Source organism: Pseudomonas sp. WS 5146 (genome assembly GCF_012985495.1).
In the GTDB taxonomy this organism is placed as follows: Bacteria; Pseudomonadota; Gammaproteobacteria; order Pseudomonadales; family Pseudomonadaceae; genus Aquipseudomonas; species Aquipseudomonas edaphica.
The window spans coordinates 220,940-243,094 of the sequence record NZ_JAAQWL010000008.1; the positions used below are offsets into that span (position 1 = coordinate 220,940).

Below are 22,155 nucleotides of genomic sequence, written 5' to 3' on the forward strand. Positions count from 1 at the left end.
GTTCGGTGGTGTGTGTTAGATAGCGGTTCCAATCAGGGACCGATTAGGCAGGGCTGACTTGTTCCAGTGCTCTATCGACCAACAGTTGACTCAGCTCTGCCATTTGCTGAATCGCCAACATGCTCGCGCGCTGGGCGGGGTCCAGGTCGAAGGCCAAGTGGCAGGTCAGTGCGTTGAGGGAGCACAGGGTTTCGCTGGCATTGGCCAGCAAAGCTTCGGTGTTTTGGTGGGGATTTACGGTGAAGAGGGGCGGATTAGGGGTAGGTTTGATCATGATGAAGCTCCTAAACAGTTAGTAAGGAGCGCCACCGTTCGCTTGCACGCGAATGAGGGTGGCGACCGTGCGCAGGTGTGCAAGACCGGGCCTGTTTAGGACACCCAGCAGGTCCGAAGACCTCCTGCGCGCAGCCGCCATAAAGCAGCGAGCACAAAAAACGCCCGTGGTTGGCTGGGCGTTTGTACGCCTAAACAGTTTCGTCGGACTTGCACGTCCGTGTCATCGTTTTTCGATGACGAGACGAAGACTAGCCGCCATGACTACCCACAACAAGTTCACGCACAGCTCGAAATCTTGCAGGAAAATTCCGAAAGCTGGCCCATCAAAGCGCCATCACCACCTTAACCGACCCCAAGCCTTCCAGTGCAAAGCTGTGGTACTCGTAGACCTCTCCTTGAATATGAAGAAGTAGAGCGCTTCCCTCATCACTCACCTGAACTTCAGGTTTTTTTGTTTTCAGAAAAGGATGAGCAAACACCAATGCGGCGAGTATTTCCTGATCACTCCCCAAATCCTCATGGACGTAGTACCTATAGGAAAAACCCACCGTCGCTCCACCCTGACCGTCTCGAGCACCGTAGATGGAGGTGCCGTTGCCCAAGGAATGCTTCAACACCACTTCATCCAGATCCGGTGCTCCGGCAGACATGATCCAACTGGCGCCGATATAGAGAAGGCAGACGATGAGCAGGCAATTGCGCAATAACGGTCCGAGGCGTTTAGTGGCCTTGGGAAATTGCATATTCAATCCCTCTTCTTATCCAATATTGGTCCCGTGGATCATCACCAAAAGGCTCACCGCCCCACCATGTACCGAAATCCGGGAGTGTCGTTTTTGCAACAGTTTGCGCCACGCCGGCAGCTCGCAGTAATACGTGCTCGGGAATGCCCAACACTGTCCCCGTAGCGCCGTAATTGAAGTTACCAAACGCTTCGTACTCGCTCCCTCTCTTCTTGTAGTTCCAAGGTCCGGCTGCCCGAACCTGGGAGTAAAACCAGGAATAGGCGAATGCCGAGCCGGGTTTGAGGTGGGTGCGTTTACATCGAGAAATCGCCATGTTTTCAAAAATTGAAACATCCGGCGGCATTAGCGGAACAGCCATTTGCGGATCCTTGCAGGCAGTGAGGAGCGCAGAAACTAGCCACTCCACTCAGGCCTGAAAACCCGCTTAATCCAAATGCAGAACCGACCTACAACAACTACAGCCCATTCCGACATGTGAGCGGTCAATCCGCATCATTAGCAGATCCAAAACGGCGAAAAGATACGGTCATCAAAAACAATTTTTAGTCAAGCCAGCTCCCACATTGGATTGACGGTGCTGCGAGGACTCGCGTCATTCCCACCGATGAATAGCCAACACTTCTTCCACTTTGCCCAGCAGCATCGTCGCGCCGTCCATCAACTGTCCAAGCAACGCCTCATCCTCATCCATATATCCTTCATATTCCGCCAGGTTGCGGCGCTCATGACACAGCGCCAATAACCTCACCTGCACCTTGTTCGCGTCGACGGTGTGGATCAGGCATTGAAAAACCAAATAGCGTTTGTCCGAGCGATAACCGCGCAGGCGCAGAGCTGTGAGCGAGATAGCGTGGGCGGCGTTGTATGCCAAGTCGAAACGACTGGCGAAGGCTAATTGCGGGTTACCTGCATCCCTCAACCGATCTCGCGCCGAGCGCATCAGCCCATCACACTCTTTGCGATCCGGCGGCTCAGCCTTCAAGCCACCGCTACGTTGCAGGTTCTCCAGGTTTGCCTTGCTGTCCATCCATGGACTCCTGAGGGTTGCCCCCCATCAGATTGATCTTGTCCTGCTGCACGACCCGCTGCACAAAACTGTTCCCGGCATTCCATTTGCTGGTCCAGTCGTCAGGGGTGTAAAGCGTCGGGTTGATGGTGCGGCCCAGTTGCTCTTCCAGCGGCATGAGTTGCTCCATGACTTCACTGTAGTTGAGGCTTTGGCCGATCAGCATCAGATCTATGTCACTGGATGAGTGCGCCTCGCCCTTGGCGATGGAGCCGTAGATAAAGGCCCAGGTTATCTGCTCCGCGAACGGTGCCAATGCATTGCGCAAGGGTTCGTCCAGACTGAGGGTCTTGCGCACGATGGCCAACAACTCCGAGTAAATCGGGCATTGGGGATTAGCCTGGTAGTGGGTCTGATTGCCTTGGCGCGTCATGCTCAAGATGCCCGCCAACTGCAAACGCTCCAGCTCGCGGGTGAGGCTGCCTTTGCCCACTTGAGCCGAGCGTGCGATTTCATTGGTGTAGAAACTTTGACCAGGCTTGCCGAACAGCAGGCCCAGCACTTTTTGCTGGGTGTTGGTGAAGAGTGCGGTGCTAAGCGGCAAGGTTTGCATGGCAGCGGCCAAAGAGTCCCAAAAAGGGAACGATAGGTCCCTTTTTGGGAACGATCAAGTCATCCCCGACCTGCGGCTACTTTCAGGCTGCCGCACAGAGCCCCTGTGGGAGCTGGCTTGCCTGCGATGGCGGTGGGTCAGCTGTGAAGGTGTCGGCTGACAGTCCGCTATCGCAGGCAAGCCAGCTCCCACATGTGTTCGGTGATGCTAGTTAGATAGCAGTCCCCTTTTGGGACTACTCAGGCAGGGCTGACGTGTTCCAGTGCTCTGTCGACCAACAGCTGACTCAGCTCTGCCATTTGGATCGTTCCCACGCTCTGCGTGGGAATGCCGCCTGGGACGCTCCGCGTCCCGCCAGGCAGCACAAGACTCAAGACCAGCGCAAGGGTGACGCGGAGCGTCACGGGATGCATGCCCACGCGGAGCGTGGGAACGATCATCTCAAGTAATCCGCGACCTGCGGCTACTTTCAGGCTGCCGCACAGAGCCCCCTGTGGGAGCTGGCTTGCCTGCGATGGCGGTGGGTCAGCAATGAAGTTGTGGGCTGACAGTCTGCTATCGCAGGCAAGCCAGCTCCCACATGTGTTCGGTGATGCTAGTTAGATAGCGGTCCCCTTTTGGGACTACTCAGGCAGGGCTGACGTGTTCCAGTGCTCTGTCGACCAACAGCTGACTCAGCTCTGCCATTTGGATCGTTCCCACGCTCCGCGTGGGTATGCCGCCTGGGACGCTCCGCGTCCCGCCAGGCAGCACAAGACTCAAGACCAGCACAAGGGTGACGCGGAGCGTGGGAACGATCATCGCCGTCAGGCCAGGCCGGACTCGACCAACAACGCTTCCAACCCCATCAAATCCGGCACCTTCGCCACGTGCTCGCCCACCTGCACGGCCGCGAGTTCCAGCGGGCAGAGTGGCACGTCCACGTAGCTCAATTCGCTGTCGAGCTTGTACGAGCGGGGAATGCCCTGGATCACCAGCGCAATAAACTTCAACGTCGGCCGCCCGCCCAGCGCATTCAGCACCACGATGCGCGAGCGCTCGGCGGTCAAGATCGCCTCGCCGCACACCGCTTCAAAGCTGATCAGGGGTATTTGCCGGTCACGCCAGGTCACTTGCCGCAGGTACCACGGCGGCGCATCGCTGGCCGGTTCGCCGCGCTGGAAGTCGATCAGCTCGGCCACGGCCACATTGGGCAGCAGCAGATGGCGGTCAGCCAAGGGCAACAACAGGCCAGTGAGTTGGCTGGTGCGGTGGTCAAGCATGGGACTTGCTCCAGTAGGCGATGCTTTCCAGCAGCACCGACTCCTGGTACGGCTTGCCGAGGTAGTCGTTGACGCCGATGGCCATGGCGCGGTCGCGGTGTTTCTGGCCGGTGCGCGAGGTGATCATGATGATCGGCAGGCGCATCAGGCGCGGGTCGTTGCGCACCTGAATCGCCACCTCGAAGCCGTCCATGCGCGGCATTTCGATGTCGAGCAGCATCAGGTCCGGGGTGTGCTCTTCGAGTACGGCGATGGCGTCGATGCCGTCTTTGGCGGTGAGCACGTTCATGCCGTTGCGCTCCAACAGGCGGCTGGTAACTTTGCGCACGGTGACCGAATCGTCCACCACCAGCACCAGCAGCGGGCGTTTTTTCAGCGGGTCGTTGAGGATCAGCGGCGCGTCAACCGCCTGGGCCGGCGACACGGGTTGACGTGCCCGGATGTGCGCAAGCAGATCGATGATCAGCACCACGCGGCCATCACCCAGGATGGTCGCGCCGGACAGCCCCTGCACGCCCGCGAACTGCGGCCCCAGGCCCTTCACTACAATCTCCCGAGTACCGGCCATGGCATCCACATGCACCGCCACGCGCCGCTCGTTGCATTGCACCAGCAGCACCGGCACGGGCTGGTATTGGCCGAGCAATTTCGGGCGGCTGACGGTATGCAGCAGGTCGCCAAGGTAGAACAACTCATAACGCTGGCCGCCATATTCATAACGCGGCGGGTCTTGCTGATAGTGCCCAGCCAACTCGTGGGGCAGCACACGCACCACGCCTTCGATGGTGTTGAGCGGGATAGCATATTGATCGTCCGCGCACTGCACCATCAGCGCCCGGTTAACCGACACGGTAAACGGCAGGCGAATGCGAAAGTGCACGCCCGCACCAGGCGTGGAGTCAATCACCATCGAGCCGCCAAGCTGGCGCACTTCTTCGTGCACCACGTCCATGCCCACGCCGCGTCCGGATATCTGGGTGATCTTTTCCGCTGTCGAAAAGCCCGGCTGCAGGATGAACTGCAACACGTCGCGGTCGCTGATCTCTTGATGGGGGTCGAGCAGGCCGCGCTTGATCGCCTTGCGCCGCACTGCGTCCAGCGGCACGCCGGCGCCGTCGTCGCGCATATCGAACACGATATCGCCGCCTTCGTGGGTCAGGTCCAGGGTGATACGACCCTTTTCCGGCTTGCCCGCCAGCACACGTGCTTCGCGCGACTCCAGGCCATGGTCGACGGCGTTGCGCAGCATGTGTTCCAGCGGCGCGACCATGCGTTCGAGCACGTTGCGGTCCATCTCGCCTTCGGCATTGCCGACCACGAACTCCACGTCCTTGCCCAATTCCTCTGCCACCTGCCGCACGATGCGCTTGAGGCGCGGCAGCATGCGCTCAAACGGCACCATGCGCGTGCGCATCAGGCCTTCTTGCAACTCGGTGTTGATGCGCGCCTGTTGCTGCAACAGGTTGTGCGCATCCTGGTTGCGGCGGTCGAGGGTTTCCTTGAGGTCCAGCAGGTCGGAAGCGGACTCGGACAGCGCACGGGACAGTTGCTGCAACTGCGAATGGCGGTCCATTTCCAGCGGGTCGAATTCTTCATAACCCAGGCGCTCGGCCTCGGCCTGCTGACGGCTGAGGATACGGCCCTGGGTTTCGCTGTCGAGGCGGCGCAGTTGGTCGCGCATACGCTCGATGGTGGTTTCGACCTCGTTGAGGGCCGTGCGCGCATCGTTGACCTGCTGCTCGATGCGCCCCCGGAAAATCGAGGTTTCACCGGCCAGGTTGACTAGGTCATCGAGCAAGTCGGCGGAGATTTTCACCATGTCCGCAGCCGGGTCCATAGCCGCTTCGGCCTTACCGGCGGGCAGTGCAACCGGCGCCAGCGGCTCATCGCTCGGGTGTACCAGGCTCTTGATCCGCTCGATCAGCTTGTCCACCGAGCCCACCGGTAAACCGTCTGCCACCGCGTCGATCATCTGCGCCAAGCGGTCGTGGCAACCTTGCAGCAGCGAAAACAGTTCCGGCGACGGCGCGAGCAAACCAGCGGACAGCCCTTCGTAGAGAAACTCCAGCTCATGGGCCAGATCGCCAATCGGCCCGATCTCGACCATGCGTGCACCGCCCTTGAGGGTGTGCAGGTCGCGCAGCAGGGTTTCCACTTCCTGGCGATTATTCGGCTCGGCCTGCCAACGCACCAGCGCGCTGCCGGAGCTGTCGAGAATGTCGGCGGCTTCTTCGAGGAAAATTTCCAGCAACTCGGGGTCGGCGGTCGCCACTTCGGGTGCTGTGGCCGCGGCTGCGGGCGGGCTGCTGTGGCGCAACTCGCGCAGTTGCGCGATCAAGTCGCTGGAGTCACTCAGCGGTTGCTGGTCTTGCAGTTGATCCAGTTGCAAGGCCAGCCGCTCGTGACTGGCCATCAACACTTGGGACAACTCGGTGGAGTAGCTGTAACGGCGGTCTACCAGGCCTTCGTAGAGGCCTTCCAGCTCATGGGCCAGGTCGCCAATCGGGCCGATTTCGGCCATGCGCGCGCCACCCTTGAGGGTGTGCAAGTCGCGCTGCAACGAAGACAACGGCGCTGCGCTGCCGGGCTCCAGCAGCCAACGTTTGAGCGACTGGCCGGCGCTGTCGAGGATGTCCACGGCTTCTTCGAGGAAAATCTCGACGATCTCATCGTCCATTGCCGTGTCCTGGTTCAACTGCGCCGTGGCCGCGCCCAATTCAGCGATGCTGAGGGCACGGCTGCCGTCGCTTTTGATCAGACCGGTGGCCGACGGGTCGAGGGCTTCATCGAGCAATTCGCGCAGGGCCTGCACCCGCGCCGGCGCCGGGCTGATTTCCTGCCCCGCAGCCAACTGGTCGAGCATGTTGATCAGCGCGTCATGGGCCTGTTCGGCTTCTTGGAAAAACCGCTCGCTGACCGCCAGGCTGCTCTCCTCCACCGCCCCGTACAGGTCAAGCAAAGCTTCACAGAGTTCGTCGATGCTGTGCAGGTCGGCGATATGCGCGCCCTCGCCCAAGGTGGTCAACTCGTCCAGTAGTGCGGTGAGTTCCTGACGCTCACCGGGGTGCTGCTGCCAGCGGCGCAACAGGCTTTCGGCGTCGAGCAGAATGTCCATGCCTTGGGCCAGGAAGTTGGCGATCAACTGCGGGTCGCGTTTGATACGCAGGCCCGTGTTCGGCGCGTCGAGCAAGGCTTGCAGTTGTTGGTCGAGCAGGCTTTGGGTGCGGCTGATCAGGTCCGGCGCGCCCTTGATTGGCACCAGCGGGTCACTGTCCAGTTGGTGCAGGCCGCGCTGGAACAAGCCTTCGGCTTCCAGCAACAGCTCCACTTCGTCCAGGTCCAGCGGCAGGCGGTGAGCCTTGTATTCGCGGGTCAGGTGATCCAGCGGCCGCGCCAGTTCGGCAATCGGCAGCACACCGGCCATGTAGGCACTGCCTTTGAGGGTGTGCAGGGCACGTTGCAGCTCATCGCTGACTTGCAGCGGCACATGCTCGGCGGCCTGTTGCAGGAAGTGGTTGATGCTCTCCAGGTGGCTCTGGGCTTCGTTGCGGAAGATCTCCAGCAGCATTGGATCGTGCGGCTCGGCGGTGGCTGTTGCAGTGCCACTGGCTAGGGCATGGGCACGGGCGGCCAGGGCGTCAACTTCATCGCGCTGGTGTTGGTCGTCGGTGGCGAAGTCGGCGATCAATTCGGGCAGCAGGGCCACCGCTTCATCCAGTACGTGTTGCACATCGGAGCTGAGGGCCACGCTGCGTTCGAGCACGCGATTGAGCAGGTTTTCCACCGCCCAGGCCAGTTCGGCCAGCACCAGGGCACGGACCATGCGGCCGCTGCCTTTGAGCGTGTGAAAAGCCCGGCGCATCTCGCCTTGAGCAGTTTTGTCGGCGCTGTTGGGCAGATGGCGGTGTAGCACGTCGAGGACTTCGTCGGTTTCTTCGAGGAAGACTTCGCGCAGCTCATCGTCGATGGGTTCTTCATCGGCCGGCGGCGGCAGCAAACTGCCGGGGCGATGCAGCGCCGGCGGATTCAGGCGCGTGATCGGGCTGGCCAAGGCATCGAACTGGGACTGGCTCGGCGTGCTGTCGGCCGACAATGCGCCATCCGGCGCAACCAGCGCCTGACGCCAGGGCTTTTCGGCGGGCAGGTAACCGAGCGCGGCCAAGCCTTGGGTGGCCAGTTCCAGCACGCGTTCGCCAGCGGCGTCAGGGTCCTGGAGCATGCGTTCCAGGTAATACTCAAGGCTGCTGATCACGTCGGCGAAATGCGCCAACTGCGCCTGGGTCGGCGGCGCGTCGTTGACCATCAACTGTTCGTCGACGTAATCGGTGCAACCCCGCATCAGGCTCGCTGCGCGGGGCAGTGGAATCATCGCCAAGGCGCCGCGCACCTGGCTGAGCAGCTCCGGCAGGGATTCCAGGCGTTGGCGGTCCCAGTCGGCTTCAATGCAGTCGATCACCAACTCTTTGGCTTGGCGCAGGCATTGGCAGGACTCGCGGATCACCAGTTGATGAATCTGCGTCAGGTCGGTGGTGGGCAGGCGGCTTTCTTCGCGGCTTTCCGGTTCGACGGTGCCGACCATGCCGGCCAGCGTGGCCTCGACATAGAGCAAGGCGCCGGCGACGTCCATCAGTACGGCGTCGTTGGGTTCGCGGTGACCTTGCACCAGGCTCAACACCACGGCGAGCTGGTCGATGATCACCTTGCGCGGCTGGCCGAAACCCAGCACGGCCAAGGTATCGGCGATCTGCCGCAATGGCGCCAGCAGCGCATCCAGGTCGTCGGTGTGTTGGCGGTCGCTGCGCACGAACAAGTCGAGGCGCTCCTTGACCCGCACCAGTTCCTCACACAATGCGCCAAGCACCGACCCCATGGCATTGCGATCCGGTCCCGCCAGCCGCGCCCGTTCGGCATCGACCACGGCACTGTCGGGCAAGGCCTCATCCAGGCCGTAGCGTTCCTTGAGACTTTGCATGCGCGGCGTCGGACGAGTGACCTTGGCCACATAAAACAGCAGGCTCTTGAGCAGTTCGTCGGGCGCCGGCTGGTTGATACCGCCGATGCCCTGGGCCAGCAGGCGCTTGAGTTGCTTGTCGCTGGCCTTGAGCAGGCTGCGCAGCGCCGGGCTGTTGGCGATCACGCCGGTGAGCATGCCTTCGACCAGCGCCGAGGTGACTTGCCACAACGGCAACAGCGGCGCGCCCTGGCACAGCGCTTCGAGGCGCGCAAACACCCGCGCCATGTCTTCCAGGTTGCTCGGGCCATGGTCTTCGCGCAGCAGGCCAGCCAAGGCTTGTTGGAGCAATTTGTGCCACTGGTGCAATTGTTCGTGCAGTTCTGGCACTGCGCGCTGGGCCAGGGCTTCGTCGGGCAGCGGTGCAATCGACAAGAGCTGTGGGCTGAACAGACTGGTTTCCGACAACAGGCTTTCGCCGCGGGCGCTGCGCAGGTCGTTGAGCAGCGGCAACACCACCAACGGCAGGTCGCGGCGGGCGCTGTGTAAGCGGTCCAGATACAACGGCAATTGGCTGAGGGCCTGTTGCAGCAGGCGGATGCTTTCATCGCGCTGGCCGACGCGCTCGGCTTGCAGGGCCAGGGTCAATTCTTCGATTTCTTCGGCGAGCAACGCCGCACCGTAGAACTCGACCATTTGCAGCGCGCCATGCACTTGGTGGATGGCGGCCAGGCACTCGGCGATGGCGTCGCTGTCGTGGGTTTCGACAAACGCATCCAGCGCCGAACGGGCCTGTTTCAGGGTTTCGGCAATGTCGCCCTTGACCCATTCAAGGGCCACGTAGTCGTGCCGATCAACCATAACTGCTCCGCTTAAAATTTATGAGTTGCTGGTGTTGCCAAGAACAATCGAGATCACCTGTGGGAGCTGGCTTGCCTGCGATGGCGGACTGTCAGGTGATACCTGTGCAACTGACCCACCGCTATCGCAGGCAAGCCAGCTCCCACATCAGATAGCATTTCAATCATCGGCCTGTTTAGGCGGCGGCAGGGTGAAACCCGACACCGACCGGCGCAACTGACTGGCCATCTTCGCCAGGTTGCCGATGCTTTCCGCCGTGGCCGTGGAACCCGACGACGTCTGCGTGGTGATCTGCTGAATCACATTCATCGTCAGCGAAATCTGCCCCGCCGATGAGGTCTGTTGCTGCGCCGCATTGGAGATGCTCTGAATCAACGCCGCCAGGGTTTTCGACACGCCTTCGATCTCTTCCAGCGCCACCCCGGCGTCCTGGGCCAGCCGTGCGCCACGCACCACTTCGGTGGTGGTTTGTTCCATGGAGATAACCGCTTCATTGGTGTCGGCCTGAATCGCCCGCACCAGGGTTTCGATTTGCCGGGTGGCGGCGGATGAGCGCTCGGCCAGCCGCTGTACTTCGTCGGCCACCACCGCAAAACCGCGCCCAGCGTCACCGGCCATGCTCGCCTGGATGGCGGCGTTGAGGGCAAGGATGTTGGTCTGGTCGGCAATGTCGTCGATCAGGCTGACGATATCGCCAATCTCCTGGGAAGATTCGCCCAGGCGTTTGATGCGCTTGGCGGTGTCCTGGATCTGTTCGCGGATGTTGTCCATGCCATGGATGGTGTTGTGCACCACCTCGTTGCCCTTGTTGGCGATTTCCACCGAGCGCTCCGCCACGGCCGAAGATTCGGCGGCGTTGGCCGACACTTGATCGATGGACTGGGCCATCTGGTTGATCGCCGTGGAGGCTTCGGCGATCTGCTGGGCTTGATGCTCCGAAGCCTGGGCCAGGTGCATGGCGGTGGCCTGGGTGTCCTGCACCGCACCGGCCACTTGCCCGGCGGTGAGGTTGATGGTCGCGACCAGATCGCGCAGTTGGTCGACGGAGTAGTTGATGGAGTCGGCGATGGTGCCGGTGAAGTCCTCGGTGACCGAGGCGGTCACGGTGAGGTCGCCATCGGCCAGGTCTTCGATTTCATCGAGCAGGCGCATGATCGCGTTCTGATTGCGCTCGTTCTTCTCGGCGGTTTCATGCAGTTGGCGGTTGGTTTCGCGCACCATCACCAGGCCGATCAGAATGATCGAGGCCAGTGCCAGCAAACCCAGCACGTAGCCACCAATGGTGTCGAAACTTCGCCCGCTGGCGAGGTTTTCAAAACCGGTGGCCAGGTGCGAGGCCTCATCGAGCAGGGTTTGCGACAGGTTGAAGATATTGCTCGCCGAGGCCCGTACCTGGAACAGCTGCGGCGAGGTTTCGAGGATTTCATCCACGGAGCCGGAGACAAACTCGAACAGCTCCGAAATTTCCGCCAGCCGCGCGCGCGCGTCATGGTCTTCGACCTGGGTAATGCGCAAGCCCGGGTTGCCATTGAGCATGCCGTTGAGCACCACACCGAAGCGGCTGGCATCGCGGCCAAAGGCATCGGCGGCTTGCACGGCGGTTTCGTCGCCCGCCAGCACGGTGTTGACCGCGCCGAGAATACGTTCGGCCAACAGCGATTGGCGTTGAGCCAACGCTACCTGGCTGGCCGGTGCGCCACGTTGCAGCAGGATATCGACGACCTTTTCCGATTCCATCTGCAATTGCGGCACGGTTTCGGCGAGGGTCGCGGCCACTTGATGCAGGGACAACACGGTTTGTTCGCTGGCGAGAATCGCGTCGGTGTTTTTCAGCAGCGCTTCCCAGTCGGTCTGCACCGCGCGCATTTCCGCACGAACCGCACTGGGCGCGGCGGGCAGGCCGGTTTCGGTATCACCTTTTTTCAGGTAGCCCCAGCGCTGGGCAAAGTCGTTGCGCGCATCGCCCAGCAATTTGAACGCGGCGGCCTTGCCGGCAGCGGCCTCGGTGGCGTTTTTGGCGATGCGTTGGGACAGCACACGCAGCTCACCGGCGTGGCCGATGTACTGCTTGTCATAGGTGGACTGAGTGTTGAGGTACGCGAAGTTGGCGAACAACAGCATGATGAACACGATCAGCGCAATAAACAGCACGATGATCTGTGAGCGGCTGCGCGATGCGGCCTGGGGTTTGGGCGTGGTGACGGTGGTCATGCGGCAACATCCATGAAGCCTGGGGCCTGGGCCAGAGCGAAGGGGCTGAAGACCTGCCACAGCGGGTCGCCGTCGAACTGGCCGAGGATAAACGGCGCGCCGGGTGCGGCGCTGGTCAACAAAGCGTCTTGTGCGAAATGCTGCATGCCCACCACCTCGTCTACCAGCAGCCCGACAAACAGGTCGTTGTACTCGACCACCAGCACCCGCCGTTGCTTGCGTGCCTTGGACAATTCAAGGCCAAGAAAGCCGCCCAAGTCCATCACCGGCAGCAAACGCCCACGCAGGTTGGCCACGCCCTTGACCCACGGCTTGACGCCGGGCATCAAGGTGCAACGCGGCTCATGCAGCACTTCGGCGACTTCGCCCATCGGCGCCACGTACCAGTGTGGCCCCAGGCGAAAGCCGATCCCGCTCCAGCGTTGCAGGCGAGCTTCCTGGGACGGCAGGTCGGCGGCCAGCAGGCGGCAGCGGCGGTCGATGTCCAGCAGCAGCTCGAAGGCGGTTTGCGACTCGGTCATGATCGCGAGCCTTTAGCCGGCCAGTACCTTGTTCAAGGTGGCGATCAGGGTGTCTTCGTCCACAGGCTTGGTCAGGTAATCCTTGGCACCCTGGCGCGCGCCCCAGATTTTGTCGGTTTCCTGATCCTTGGTGGTGATGATGATGATCGGGATGCCGTTGGTTTCCGGCTCCTTGGACAGTTGGCGGGTAGCCTGGAAGCCGTTGAGGCCCGGCATCACGATGTCCATCAGCACGGCGTCGGGTTTTTCCTGGCGGGCCAGGGCCACGCCGTCCGCGCCGTTTTCGGCCTTGAGCACCACGTGGCCGTGCTTTTCCAGCATGCCGGTAAGTTTGTACATTTCAGTCGGCGAATCGTCGACGATCAGAACGCGTGCCATGGTTTTCCCCACTACATTGGTCGGCGCCGGCCCTTGTGAGGCGGCGTCAGTGTGCTTGTTCTACTGCGGCAAACCCAGGCACGTAAGCCTTGATTGCGCCCAGCAGTTCTTCCTTGCTGAAAGGCTTGGTCAAAAACTGATCGACACCAACGATGCGCCCCTTGGCCTTGTCGAACAGGCCGTCTTTAGAAGACAGCATGATCACCGGGATCGACTTGAACGCCGGGTTGTTCTTCACCAGGGCGCAGGTCTGATAGCCATCCAGGCGCGGCATCATGATGTCGACAAAGATAATGTGCGGGTGATGATCAACAATCCGGGCCAGGGCATCGAAACCGTCGATAGCCGTGATCACATCGCAGCCCACGTTCTTCAACAGCGTCTCGGCGGTGCGGCGGATCGTTTTTGAATCATCGATCACCATCACTCTCAAGGCGTTGGAATGCTGTTCCATATCTGCTCTACCATCGCCACAGCGAATCGGTTTTCGGTGTGTACTGCCTGATGTTGCACAGGATGAGCGCCGCAAGCCTTGGAATTCAAGGGCTGCTGCGCCGTGGCAGTCTTTTTAGCACAGTCTCCGGGCGCAATCTATCGAGCAACCGGCCAGGTGGTTTTTCCTTGACCCACAACAGCCGCAGCGCCACTCTGACGCCACTTTTATGCGCCCTAATTTGCTAGAGGAAATCCCCCATGAGCGTTCGCGTCGGCATTGTCATGGACCCTATCGCCAGCATTTCCTATAAAAAGGACAGCTCGCTGGCCATGCTCCTGGCCGCCCAGGCCCGCGGCTGGACCCTGTTCTATATGGAGCAGCGCGATCTTTACCAGGGCGACGGCGAGGCCCGCGCGCGCATGCGCCCGCTGCAGGTGTTTGCCAACCCTGAGAAGTGGTTTGAGCTGGCGGACGAGATCGACAGCCCGTTGAGCGATCTGGACGTGATCCTGATGCGCAAGGACCCGCCGTTCGACATGGAATTCGTCTACTCCACCTATCTGCTGGAGCAGGCTGAGCGCGCCGGTGTACTGATCGTCAACAAGCCGCAGAGCCTGCGCGACTGCAATGAAAAGCTGTTCGCCACGCTGTTTCCGCAGTGCACGCCGCCGACCGTGGTCAGCCGCCGCGCCGACGTGCTGCGTGAATTCGCCGCCAAACACGGTGATGTGATCCTCAAACCGCTGGACGGCATGGGCGGCACGTCGATCTTCCGTCACCGCGCCGGTGACCCGAACCTGTCGGTGATCCTGGAAACCCTGACCGCGCTGGGCACCCAGCAGATCATGGGCCAGGCTTATATTCCGGCGATCAAGGATGGCGACAAGCGCATCCTGATGATCGACGGCGAACCGGTGGATTACTGCCTGGCGCGTATTCCGGCAGCCGGCGAGACCCGTGGCAACCTGGCGGCCGGTGGTCGCGGTGAAGCACGCCCGTTGTCGGACAAAGACCGTTGGATCGCCTCTCAGGTTGGCCCAACCCTGCGGGAAAAAGGCCTGCTATTTGTAGGACTAGACGTAATTGGTGAGAACCTCACCGAAATCAACGTCACCAGCCCGACCTGTATTCGCGAGATCGACAATGCATTTGGCACGACCATCGGCGAAATGCTGATGGCGGCCATTGAGCGCAAGCTACAAGCCAAGTGACATAGAACAGCCGGACATAAACCAACATTGCGTTATCATGCGCCACCTGTGAAACGCGCGATGTTGGTTTTTTTGTCATGACACTCCCGTCCGATCTGCCCTACGAACTCTCCCATAGCGGCGTGCGCCCGGCTGATCGGCTCGGATTTACCCTGTTCCTGGCCGCCTTGATCCACCTCGCCCTACTGCTCGGCCTGGGCTTCACCTACGTCGAGCCCAAGCAGATCAGCAAAACCCTGGAAATCACCCTCGCCACGTTCAAGAGCGAAAAGAAGCCCGAAAAGGCCGATTTTCTTGCCCAGGACAACCAGCAAGGCAGCGGCACCCTCGACAAGAAGGCCGTGCCCAAGACCACCGAAGTGGCGCCTTTCCAGGACAACAAGGTCAATAAAGTCACGCCCCCACCCGCCCCCAAGCCCGAGGTCAAGCAGGCCGCGCCCAAGGCCGCCGTGACCACCGTTGCGCCCAAACCGCAAAAAGCTGCGACCCAGCGCGAGAAAGCCAAGACCGAACCTACGCCTGAGCCGGTGAAGCCTGCGCCGACGTTCGACAGTTCGCAGCTCTCTGACCAGATCTCCAGCCTCGAAGCGGAACTGGCCAATGAGCAACAGCTGTATGCCAAGCGCCCGCGCATCTACCGCCTGAATGCCGCGTCAACCATGCGCGACAAAGGCGCCTGGTATAAGGACGAGTGGCGCAAGAAGGTCGAGCGCATCGGTAACCTCAACTACCCGGATGAGGCGCGGCGTCAGCAGATTTACGGCAATTTGCGTCTTCTGGTGTCGATCAACCGCGACGGCTCGCTTTATGAAGTGCAGGTGCTGGAGTCGTCCGGCCAGCCGCTGCTGGACCAGGCCGCCCAGCGCATCGTGCGCCTGGCTGCGCCTTTCGCGCCGTTTACCGGTGACTTGAACGACATCGACCGCCTGGAAATCATCCGCACCTGGAAGTTTGCCAGGGGCGATCGGCTGTCGAGCAACTGAGGATCGTTCCCCCTCGCCACAGGTACGAAGTACATCCTTTAATGAAGGATAAGGATCGTTCCCACGCTCTGCGTGGGAATGCATCTCAGGACGCTCCGCGTCCACTTTTAAGAGCGCGACGCGGAGCGATCACTAACTCCAGCTTGTCAGTTCGCCCCTCCAACGCCACACTAGTGGGCATGAAAAATGTCAGCCCGACCTACCTCAAGCACCAATTCCTGATCGCCATGCCCCATATGGCCGACCCGAACTTTGCGCAGACCTTGACCTACATCGTCGAGCACACGGCCAATGGTGCAATGGGGTTGGTGGTCAACCGCCCGCAAGAGCTGAACCTGGCCGATATCCTTGAGCAACTGCGCCCCGAGATCGACCCACCGGCGCGTTGCCAGGGCGTGCCGATCTACATCGGCGGGCCGGTGCAGACCGATCGTGGCTTTGTGCTGCACCCCACCGGGCCGAAGTTTCAGGCCACGGTAGACCTTGAAGGCGTGTCGCTGTCGACCTCCCAGGACGTGTTGTTTGCCATCGCCGACGGCGTCGGCCCCGAGCAAAGCGTGATCACCCTCGGCTATGCCGGTTGGGAAGCCGGGCAACTGGAAGCCGAACTGGCCAGCAATGCCTGGCTGACCTGCCCGTTTGACGCCGACATCCTGTTCAACACCGCCAGTGAGCTGCGCCTGGAAGCAGCTGCCGCCAAGCTTCGGGTCAACCTCAGCCTGCTGACCAGCCAGGCGGGGCACGCCTGATGGCTTTGCGCTTGATCCTCGGTTTTGACTACGGCACCAAACAGATCGGCGTAGCGGTCGGCCAGGTGATTACCGGCCAGGCCCGCGAGCTGTGTACCTTGAAAGCCCAGAACGGCGTGCCGGACTGGAACCAGGTCGAAGCCCTCATTAAAGAGTGGAAGCCCGACGCCGTCGTGGTCGGCCTGCCGTTGAACATGGACGGCACCCCCAGCGACATGTGCCTGCGCGCGGAAAAATTCGCCCGCCGCCTCAATGGCCGCTACAACCTGCCCTTCTATACCCACGATGAACGCCTGACCACCTTTGAAGCCAAGGGTGAGCGCCGCGACCGTGGCGGGCAAAAAGGCAGCTACCGCGACAACCCCGTGGACGCCATCGCCGCCGCCCTGTTGTTGCAGGGTTGGCTGGATGAAAACACTGCTTTATTTGAATCCTGACTGACGCGGCTTGCCGCGTCTTTTTACGTTTGAGTCCGGACCTTGCTGCGCCCACGCCGCGCAAGGCCTTGAAGGAGCCACCATGAGCCTGCCCAATCCCGCCGAACTGATCAGCCAGATGGCGATTCGCCTTAAGGCCCACTTGGAACACCGCGCCATCAGCGAGCCGCGTTTTATCGGCATCCGCACTGGTGGTGTGTGGGTGGCCCAGGCGCTACTGGAAGAGCTGGGCAGCGATTCGCCGCTGGGCACCCTGGACGTGTCCTTTTACCGCGACGACTTCAGCCAGAATGGCCTGCACCCGCAAGTGCAGCCCTCGGCACTGCCGTTTGAGGTCGAAGGCCAGCATCTGGTGCTGATCGACGACGTGCTGATGAGCGGCCGCACCATCCGCGCCGCCCTTAACGAGCTGTTCGACTACGGCCGCCCGGCCAGTGTGACCCTCGTATGCCTGCTGGACCTGGACGCCGGCGAATTGCCGATCAGCCCGGACGTGGTTGGCGCAACGCTGTCGCTGCAAGCCCATCAACGGGTAAAATTGTCCGGTCCCACGCCGCTCGAACTCGAACTGCAAGACCTTGCCCTTTAAACCGCCTTGTACAGAGTCCCCGCGATGACGCCTCTAGATGCCAAGCGCCCGCTGCAGCTCAATGCTCAGGGCCAGTTGCAACACTTCTTGTCCCTCGACGGTTTGCCCCGCGAACTGCTCACCGAAATCCTCGACACCGCCGACTCGTTCCTCGAAGTCGGTGGCCGGGCGGTGAAGAAAGTCCCGCTGCTGCGTGGCAAAACCATCTGCAATGTGTTCTTCGAGAACTCCACGCGCACCCGCACCACGTTTGAACTGGCGGCCCAGCGGCTGTCGGCCGACGTGATCACGCTGAACGTGTCCACCTCGTCGGCGAGCAAGGGCGAAACCCTGCTCGACACCCTGCGCAACCTGGAAGCCATGGCCGCCGACATGTTCGTGGTACGCCACGGCGACTCCGGCGCCGCGCATTTCATCGCCGAACATGTGTGCCCGCAGGTGGCAATCATCAACGGCGGCGACGGCCGCCACGCCCACCCGACCCAGGGCATGCTGGACATGCTCACTATTCGTCGGCACAAGGGCAGCTTTGAAAACCTCTCGGTGGCCATCGTCGGCGACATCCTGCACTCGCGTGTGGCGCGCTCGAACATGCTGGCCCTGAAAACCCTCGGCTGCCCGGACATTCGCGTGATCGCGCCGAAAACCCTGCTGCCGATCGGCATCGAGCAATACGGCGTGAAGGTCTACACCGACATGACCGAAGGCCTCAAGGATGTGGACGTGGTGATCATGCTGCGCCTGCAACGTGAGCGCATGTCCGGTGGCCTGCTGCCGAGCGAAGGCGAGTTCTACCGCCTGTTCGGGCTGACTACCGCGCGTTTGGCCGGCGCCAAGCCGGATGCCATCGTGATGCACCCAGGCCCGATCAACCGTGGCGTGGAGATTGAATCGGCAGTGGCCGATGGCCCGCAGTCGGTGATCCTCAACCAGGTGACTTATGGCATCGCCATCCGCATGGCCGTGTTGTCCATGGCCATGAGCGGGCAAACCGCGCAACGTCAATTCGAGCAGGAGAACGCCCAGTGAAGCTCAGCATTCTTGGCGCTCGCGTTATCGATCCGGCCAGTGGCCTGGATCAAGTCACCGACCTTCACCTGGAAGCCGGCAAGCTCATCGCCATTGGCGCCGCGCCCGCAGGCTTCAGCGCCAGCCAGAGTATCGATGCCAACGGCCTGGTGGCCGCGCCTGGCCTGGTGGACCTGAACGTCGCCCTGCGCGAGCCGGGTTACAGCCGCAAAGGCAGCATCGCCAGCGAAACCCGTGCCGCTGCGGCCGGTGGCGTCACCAGCCTGTGCTGCCCGCCGCACACCAAGCCGATCCTGGACACTTCGGCGGTGACCGAGCTGATCCTCGACCGCGCCCGTGAAGCCGGTAATTGCAAGGTGTTCCCCATCGGCGCCCTGAGCAAAGGCCTGGAAGGCGAACAACTTGCCGAGCTGATCGCCCTGCGTGACGCCGGTTGCGTGGCGTTCGGCAATGGCCTGGAGAGTTTTCGCAGCACCCGCACGCTGTGCCGTGCGCTGGAATATGCGGCCACGTTCGATCTGACCGTGATCTTCCACTCCCAGGACCGCGACCTGGCCGAAGGTGGCCTGGCTCATGAGGGCGCCGTCGCCAGCTTCCTCGGCCTACCGGGCATTCCGGAAACTGCCGAGACCGTGGCCCTGGCCCGTGATCTGTTGTTGGTGGAACAAAGCGGTGTGCGTGCGCACTTCAGCCAACTCACCAGCGCACGCGGTGTGGCCTTGATCGCCCAGGCCCAGGCGCGCGGCTTGCCGGTGACGGCGGATGTGGCGTTGTATCAGCTGATTTTGACCGATGAGGCGCTGATCGACTTCTCCAGCCTGTATCACGTGCAGCCGCCGCTGCGCACGCTGGCCGACCGTGAAGGTTTGCGGGCGGCGGTGAAGTCGGGTGTGGTTTCGGCGATTTCCAGCCATCACCAGCCCCACGAACGGGATGCCAAGCTGGCACCGTTTGGCGCAACAGAGCCTGGAATCAGCAGCGTAGAGCTGTTGCTGCCATTGGCGATGACGTTGGTGGAAGACGGTTTGCTGGACTTGCCGACGCTGCTGGCGCGCCTGAGCGCTGGCCCTGCCGAGGCATTGCGCCTGCCAGCGGGCAAGTTGGCGGTGGGTTCGGCGGCGGATCTGGTGCTGTTTGACCCGGCCAGTTCCACGGTTGCCGGGGAACACTGGCTGTCCAAGGGCGAGAACTGCCCGTTCATCGGCCATAGCCTGCCGGCGACGGTGCGCTACACCTTGGTGGATGGGCGGATTACTTACCAGGCCTGATAGATCACACAGCTAGTGTAGGCACGGTCAATGTGGGAGCTGGCTTGCCTGCGATGCGGACACCTCGGTCTTTCATCCCTACCGAGGTGATGCTATCGCAGGCAAGCCAGCTCCCACATTTGCATCTCTACATGACTTAAGTGCTTTATCGTCCAGCACTGCGCTCGGCATTGCGGATCGAAATCTGCGTATTCAACGTCCAAAAGTCATACAGCACACCGATCAGGAACAAACCGCCGGTCAGCAGGTAGATCAGGCCGGTGATCCATTTGCCCTGGTACATGCGGTGCAAGCCGAATACACCCAGGAACGCCAACAGAATCCAGGCCACGTTGTATTCGATCGGGCCGGCGGTAAAACGCAGGTCTGCTTCACGGTCCATGGCCGGGATCAGGAACAAGTCGATCAGCCAACCGATACCGAACAGGCCGAAGGTGAAAAACCAGATCGTCCCGGTCACGGGTTTGCCGTAATAGAAGCGATGCGCCCCGGTAAAACCAAAAATCCAAAGCAGGTAACCGATCACCTTGCTGTGGGTGTCTTGCTGCGTAACATCCTGTCGATAGGTGTTCATGGAGTACCTCTTTTGCCTCGATAGATAAATTTTTTCATTTTCTTTGTGACTTTTTTACGGGCGCCCGACGCACGGCAAATGGTATCTTCCCTCCCGCAAAGCCTTATGCCACCTGACTTCTGTAGGACAATAGCGGCAATTCGTCGCGTTTTTCCTGAGTTTGACCCCAGAGTTCAGTCGACAAACGGCCTGAGAACGACACAAAAAGCTGTTATAAAGTTGCGCGCAAACCTAAAAGAGCCACGCCTAATGCGACCATTTTTCAAGACATGGCTAACCATCTGCCTATTAATGCCACTGGCCGCCCACGCCACCAATCGTGAGCAACGTCTTCCTAACGTTAACGGTTTCACCCCTAAAGTTCACAGCACACCCAGCACTGCCAAGTCGGTAAAGCTGACCGTCAACCGCCCGACTCAAGTGAGCAAGGCCCACGGTAAAGCGATCCACACCCAACTGGCCGTCAACACCAAACAAAGCAGCAATGTCCTCAGCCGCGCCGTTAACGTGCTCGGTACTCCTTATCGTTGGGGCGGCAGCAGCCCAAGTAAAGGGTTCGACTGCAGCGGTTTGGTGAAATATGCGTTTAATGATGTAAAAGCGGTGGATTTGCCCCGCACCTCCAACGCCATGGCTGCCGGCCACGGCTTGAAGGTTGATCGCAAGGACTTGAAACCTGGCGACCTGTTGTTCTTCAAACTCAAGAGCCGCCAGGTCAACCACGTTGCCATCTACCTGGGCAACGACCGCTTTATCCACGCACCGCGCCGTGGCAAGTCGGTGAGCATCGACACACTGAAAAAGCCGTTCTGGGACAAGAACTACGTGATTGCCAAGCGTGTTCTGCCTAAAGAGCAGAATAACCTGCGGGTTGTTCAGCGCTGATCCCAGGCTGAATGCACTACAAAATGTGGGAGCTGGCTTGCCTGCGATAGCGAACTGCCAGGCGACATCTCTGTCGACTGGCACACCGTCATCGCAGGCAAGCCAGCTCCCACACTGATTTCATCGGCGTTCAGATATCTGTCGGCACCCGCGCCAGCCCCCGCGCATCCTCCCGGCTGATCAGCCCTGCGCTGACCAACGCCTTCAAGCTCATATCCAGCGTTTTCATCCCCAACGCCCCGCCGGTTTGAATCGCCGAGACCATCTGCGCCACCTTGTCCTCGCGGATCAGGTTACGGATAGCTGGCGTGCCCAGCATGATCTCGTGCGCCGCCACCCGGCCGCCGCCGATTTTCTTAACAAGCACCTGGGACACCACCGCCTGCAGCGACTCCGACAGCATGGCGCGCACCATGGCTTTTTCCCCCGCAGGGAACACATCCACCAGCCGATCCACGCTCTTTGCCGCTGAAGTGGTGTGCAGCGTGCCCAATACCAAGTGCCCGGTCTCTGCCGCCGTCAGTGCCAGGCGGATGGTTTCCAGGTCACGCAGCTCGCCCACCAGAATCACATCCGGGTCTTCACGCAGGGCCGAGCGCAGCGCCGCCGAAAAACTATGAGTGTCGCGGTGTACCTGGCGCTGGTTGATCAGGGCCATTTTCGGCCTGTGGATAAATTCGATCGGGTCTTCCAGCGTGAGAATGTGCTGGCGCCGGTGCTGGTTGAGGTGGTCAATCATCGCCGCCAGGGTCGTCGACTTGCCGGAGCCGGTTGCCCCAGTCACCAGCACCAGGCCGCGCGGCAACTGCGCGATACGGCGGAATACCTCGCCCAATCCGAGGTTCTCCAGGCTTTGCACTTCGGTCGGGATAGTGCGGAACACTGCGCCCATGCCGCGATCCTGGCGGAACACATTTGCGCGGAACCGCGCCAGGCCCGGCAGCGCGAACGCAAAATCCGTTTCAAGAGATGTTTCGAAATCCTTTTGTTGGTGCTGGTTGAGCAAAGGGCTTAATAAGTCCGCAACTTGCGTAGGCGAAAGCACCGGCCCCTCCAATGGCCAGATTTCGCCATCGACACGCAGCATTGGCGCCAGGCCAGCCGATAAATGCAGGTCGGAGGCGCCACGGCGCACGCTGGCCGTCAGCAGTTCAGTGATATCCATAGGG

General features: G+C 61.1%; 21 protein-coding genes. 8 read left to right on the forward strand and 13 right to left on the reverse strand.

Going from position 1 to position 22,155, the window contains the following annotated elements:
- Positions 1-43: 43 nt before the first annotated feature.
- The 11 genes from HBO41_RS20910 to pilG all read right to left on the reverse strand — a co-directional run bounded on the left by HBO41_RS20910 (position 44) and on the right by pilG (position 13,279).
- Positions 44-274, reverse strand: coding sequence for a DUF6124 family protein (locus tag HBO41_RS20910; protein WP_169987562.1), 231 nt, complete (start codon positions 272-274; stop codon positions 44-46).
- 325 nt (positions 275-599) lie between these two features.
- Complete coding sequence (locus HBO41_RS20915; protein WP_169987564.1) at positions 600-1,019, reverse strand: hypothetical protein; 420 nt, start codon at positions 1,017-1,019, stop codon at positions 600-602.
- Positions 997-1,380, reverse strand: coding sequence for a polymorphic toxin type 44 domain-containing protein (locus HBO41_RS20920; protein WP_169987566.1), 384 nt, complete (start codon positions 1,378-1,380; stop codon positions 997-999). Before HBO41_RS20920 ends, HBO41_RS20915 begins: the two co-directional genes overlap by 23 nt.
- Positions 1,381-1,614: 234 nt before the next feature.
- On the reverse strand, positions 1,615-2,049 hold the full coding sequence (locus HBO41_RS20925) for a hypothetical protein (RefSeq protein WP_169987568.1): 435 nt from the start codon (positions 2,047-2,049) through the stop codon (positions 1,615-1,617).
- Positions 2,012-2,641, reverse strand: a complete 630-nt coding sequence (locus HBO41_RS20930) for a nucleotidyltransferase domain-containing protein (RefSeq protein WP_169987570.1) — start codon at positions 2,639-2,641, stop codon at positions 2,012-2,014. The genes HBO41_RS20925 and HBO41_RS20930 overlap by 38 nt, the downstream gene beginning before the upstream one ends.
- A gap of 806 nt (positions 2,642-3,447) precedes the next feature.
- Entirely contained in the window at positions 3,448-3,903 is a 456-nt protein-coding gene (locus HBO41_RS20935; RefSeq protein WP_017139437.1) for a chemotaxis protein CheW, read from the reverse strand.
- Positions 3,896-9,715, reverse strand: coding sequence for an Hpt domain-containing protein (locus tag HBO41_RS20940; RefSeq protein ID WP_169987572.1), 5,820 nt, complete (start codon positions 9,713-9,715; stop codon positions 3,896-3,898). The genes HBO41_RS20935 and HBO41_RS20940 overlap by 8 nt, the downstream gene beginning before the upstream one ends.
- 159 nt (positions 9,716-9,874) lie before the next feature.
- Positions 9,875-11,926, reverse strand: coding sequence for a methyl-accepting chemotaxis protein (locus HBO41_RS20945; protein WP_017139440.1), 2,052 nt, complete (start codon positions 11,924-11,926; stop codon positions 9,875-9,877).
- The gene (locus tag HBO41_RS20950) at positions 11,923-12,447 is read right to left on the reverse strand and encodes a chemotaxis protein CheW (RefSeq protein WP_017139441.1); all 525 of its coding nucleotides are present in this window, start codon (positions 12,445-12,447) and stop codon (positions 11,923-11,925) included. Before HBO41_RS20950 ends, HBO41_RS20945 begins: the two co-directional genes overlap by 4 nt.
- A 12-nt stretch (positions 12,448-12,459) precedes the next feature.
- Entirely contained in the window at positions 12,460-12,825 is a 366-nt protein-coding gene (gene pilH / locus HBO41_RS20955) for a twitching motility response regulator PilH (protein ID WP_017139442.1), read from the reverse strand.
- A 46-nt stretch (positions 12,826-12,871) separates the two neighbouring features.
- Positions 12,872-13,279 carry a twitching motility response regulator PilG gene (gene pilG, locus HBO41_RS20960; RefSeq protein WP_010564379.1) on the reverse strand — a complete coding sequence of 136 codons (408 nt, stop codon included), beginning with the start codon at positions 13,277-13,279 and terminating at the stop codon, positions 12,872-12,874.
- A 239-nt stretch (positions 13,280-13,518) separates the two neighbouring features.
- On the opposite strand from pilG, the gene gshB reads away from it, so the two are divergent.
- The 7 genes from gshB to HBO41_RS20995 all read left to right on the forward strand — a co-directional run bounded on the left by gshB (position 13,519) and on the right by HBO41_RS20995 (position 19,527).
- The gene (gshB, locus tag HBO41_RS20965; protein WP_169987574.1) at positions 13,519-14,472 is read left to right on the forward strand and encodes a glutathione synthase; all 954 of its coding nucleotides are present in this window, start codon (positions 13,519-13,521) and stop codon (positions 14,470-14,472) included.
- A 77-nt stretch (positions 14,473-14,549) separates the two neighbouring features.
- Positions 14,550-15,455: an energy transducer TonB gene (locus tag HBO41_RS20970; RefSeq protein ID WP_017139444.1), complete on the forward strand. Its 906-nt coding sequence runs from the start codon at positions 14,550-14,552 to the stop codon at positions 15,453-15,455.
- Positions 15,456-15,634: 179 nt separating this feature from the next.
- Positions 15,635-16,204: a YqgE/AlgH family protein gene (locus HBO41_RS20975; protein WP_017139445.1), complete on the forward strand. Its 570-nt coding sequence runs from the start codon at positions 15,635-15,637 to the stop codon at positions 16,202-16,204.
- Positions 16,204-16,641 (forward strand): Holliday junction resolvase RuvX, encoded by a 438-nt coding sequence (gene ruvX / locus HBO41_RS20980; protein ID WP_003195067.1) that lies wholly within the window; start codon positions 16,204-16,206, stop codon positions 16,639-16,641. Before HBO41_RS20975 ends, ruvX begins: the two co-directional genes overlap by 1 nt.
- 82 nt (positions 16,642-16,723) lie before the next feature.
- Complete coding sequence (gene pyrR / locus HBO41_RS20985) at positions 16,724-17,230, forward strand: bifunctional pyr operon transcriptional regulator/uracil phosphoribosyltransferase PyrR (protein WP_017139446.1); 507 nt, start codon at positions 16,724-16,726, stop codon at positions 17,228-17,230.
- A 24-nt stretch (positions 17,231-17,254) separates the two neighbouring features.
- A complete protein-coding gene (locus HBO41_RS20990) occupies positions 17,255-18,259 on the forward strand; it encodes an aspartate carbamoyltransferase catalytic subunit (protein WP_056857699.1) in 1,005 nt (334 codons plus the stop codon).
- Positions 18,256-19,527, forward strand: coding sequence for a dihydroorotase (locus HBO41_RS20995; protein WP_099550338.1), 1,272 nt, complete (start codon positions 18,256-18,258; stop codon positions 19,525-19,527). Before HBO41_RS20990 ends, HBO41_RS20995 begins: the two co-directional genes overlap by 4 nt.
- A 145-nt stretch (positions 19,528-19,672) precedes the next feature.
- Here HBO41_RS20995 and HBO41_RS21000 read toward each other — a convergent pair whose 3' ends face one another.
- Positions 19,673-20,101: a TM2 domain-containing protein gene (locus tag HBO41_RS21000; RefSeq protein WP_138454259.1), complete on the reverse strand. Its 429-nt coding sequence runs from the start codon at positions 20,099-20,101 to the stop codon at positions 19,673-19,675.
- A gap of 249 nt (positions 20,102-20,350) precedes the next feature.
- On the opposite strand from HBO41_RS21000, the gene HBO41_RS21005 reads away from it, so the two are divergent.
- Positions 20,351-20,986 (forward strand): C40 family peptidase, encoded by a 636-nt coding sequence (locus HBO41_RS21005; protein ID WP_017139450.1) that lies wholly within the window; start codon positions 20,351-20,353, stop codon positions 20,984-20,986.
- 130 nt (positions 20,987-21,116) lie between these two features.
- Here HBO41_RS21005 and HBO41_RS21010 read toward each other — a convergent pair whose 3' ends face one another.
- Positions 21,117-22,151: a type IV pilus twitching motility protein PilT gene (locus tag HBO41_RS21010; RefSeq protein ID WP_169987576.1), complete on the reverse strand. Its 1,035-nt coding sequence runs from the start codon at positions 22,149-22,151 to the stop codon at positions 21,117-21,119.
- Between the last annotated feature and the right edge of the window lie 4 nt (positions 22,152-22,155).

Excerpts from the sequence above, each read along its gene's own strand:
- HBO41_RS20910 (WP_169987562.1), bottom strand. The coding sequence starts at position 274 with ATGATCAAACCTACCCCTAATCCGCCCCTCTTCACCGTAAATCCCCAC.
- HBO41_RS20915 (WP_169987564.1), bottom strand. The coding sequence starts at position 1,019 with ATGCAATTTCCCAAGGCCACTAAACGCCTCGGACCGTTATTGCGCAAT.
- HBO41_RS20920 (WP_169987566.1), bottom strand. The coding sequence starts at position 1,380 with ATGGCTGTTCCGCTAATGCCGCCGGATGTTTCAATTTTTGAAAACATG.
- HBO41_RS20925 (WP_169987568.1), bottom strand. The coding sequence starts at position 2,049 with ATGGACAGCAAGGCAAACCTGGAGAACCTGCAACGTAGCGGTGGCTTG.
- HBO41_RS20930 (WP_169987570.1), bottom strand. The coding sequence starts at position 2,641 with ATGCAAACCTTGCCGCTTAGCACCGCACTCTTCACCAACACCCAGCAA.
- HBO41_RS20935 (WP_017139437.1), bottom strand. The coding sequence starts at position 3,903 with ATGCTTGACCACCGCACCAGCCAACTCACTGGCCTGTTGTTGCCCTTG.
- HBO41_RS20940 (WP_169987572.1), bottom strand. The coding sequence starts at position 9,715 with ATGGTTGATCGGCACGACTACGTGGCCCTTGAATGGGTCAAGGGCGAC.
- HBO41_RS20945 (WP_017139440.1), bottom strand. The coding sequence starts at position 11,926 with ATGACCACCGTCACCACGCCCAAACCCCAGGCCGCATCGCGCAGCCGC.
- HBO41_RS20950 (WP_017139441.1), bottom strand. The coding sequence starts at position 12,447 with ATGACCGAGTCGCAAACCGCCTTCGAGCTGCTGCTGGACATCGACCGC.
- pilH (WP_017139442.1), bottom strand. The coding sequence starts at position 12,825 with ATGGCACGCGTTCTGATCGTCGACGATTCGCCGACTGAAATGTACAAA.
- pilG (WP_010564379.1), bottom strand. The coding sequence starts at position 13,279 with ATGGAACAGCATTCCAACGCCTTGAGAGTGATGGTGATCGATGATTCA.
- gshB (WP_169987574.1), top strand. The coding sequence starts at position 13,519 with ATGAGCGTTCGCGTCGGCATTGTCATGGACCCTATCGCCAGCATTTCC.
- HBO41_RS20970 (WP_017139444.1), top strand. The coding sequence starts at position 14,550 with ATGACACTCCCGTCCGATCTGCCCTACGAACTCTCCCATAGCGGCGTG.
- HBO41_RS20975 (WP_017139445.1), top strand. The coding sequence starts at position 15,635 with ATGAAAAATGTCAGCCCGACCTACCTCAAGCACCAATTCCTGATCGCC.
- ruvX (WP_003195067.1), top strand. The coding sequence starts at position 16,204 with ATGGCTTTGCGCTTGATCCTCGGTTTTGACTACGGCACCAAACAGATC.
- pyrR (WP_017139446.1), top strand. The coding sequence starts at position 16,724 with ATGAGCCTGCCCAATCCCGCCGAACTGATCAGCCAGATGGCGATTCGC.
- HBO41_RS20990 (WP_056857699.1), top strand. The coding sequence starts at position 17,255 with ATGACGCCTCTAGATGCCAAGCGCCCGCTGCAGCTCAATGCTCAGGGC.
- HBO41_RS21000 (WP_138454259.1), bottom strand. The coding sequence starts at position 20,101 with ATGAACACCTATCGACAGGATGTTACGCAGCAAGACACCCACAGCAAG.
- HBO41_RS21005 (WP_017139450.1), top strand. The coding sequence starts at position 20,351 with ATGCGACCATTTTTCAAGACATGGCTAACCATCTGCCTATTAATGCCA.
- HBO41_RS21010 (WP_169987576.1), bottom strand. The coding sequence starts at position 22,151 with ATGGATATCACTGAACTGCTGACGGCCAGCGTGCGCCGTGGCGCCTCC.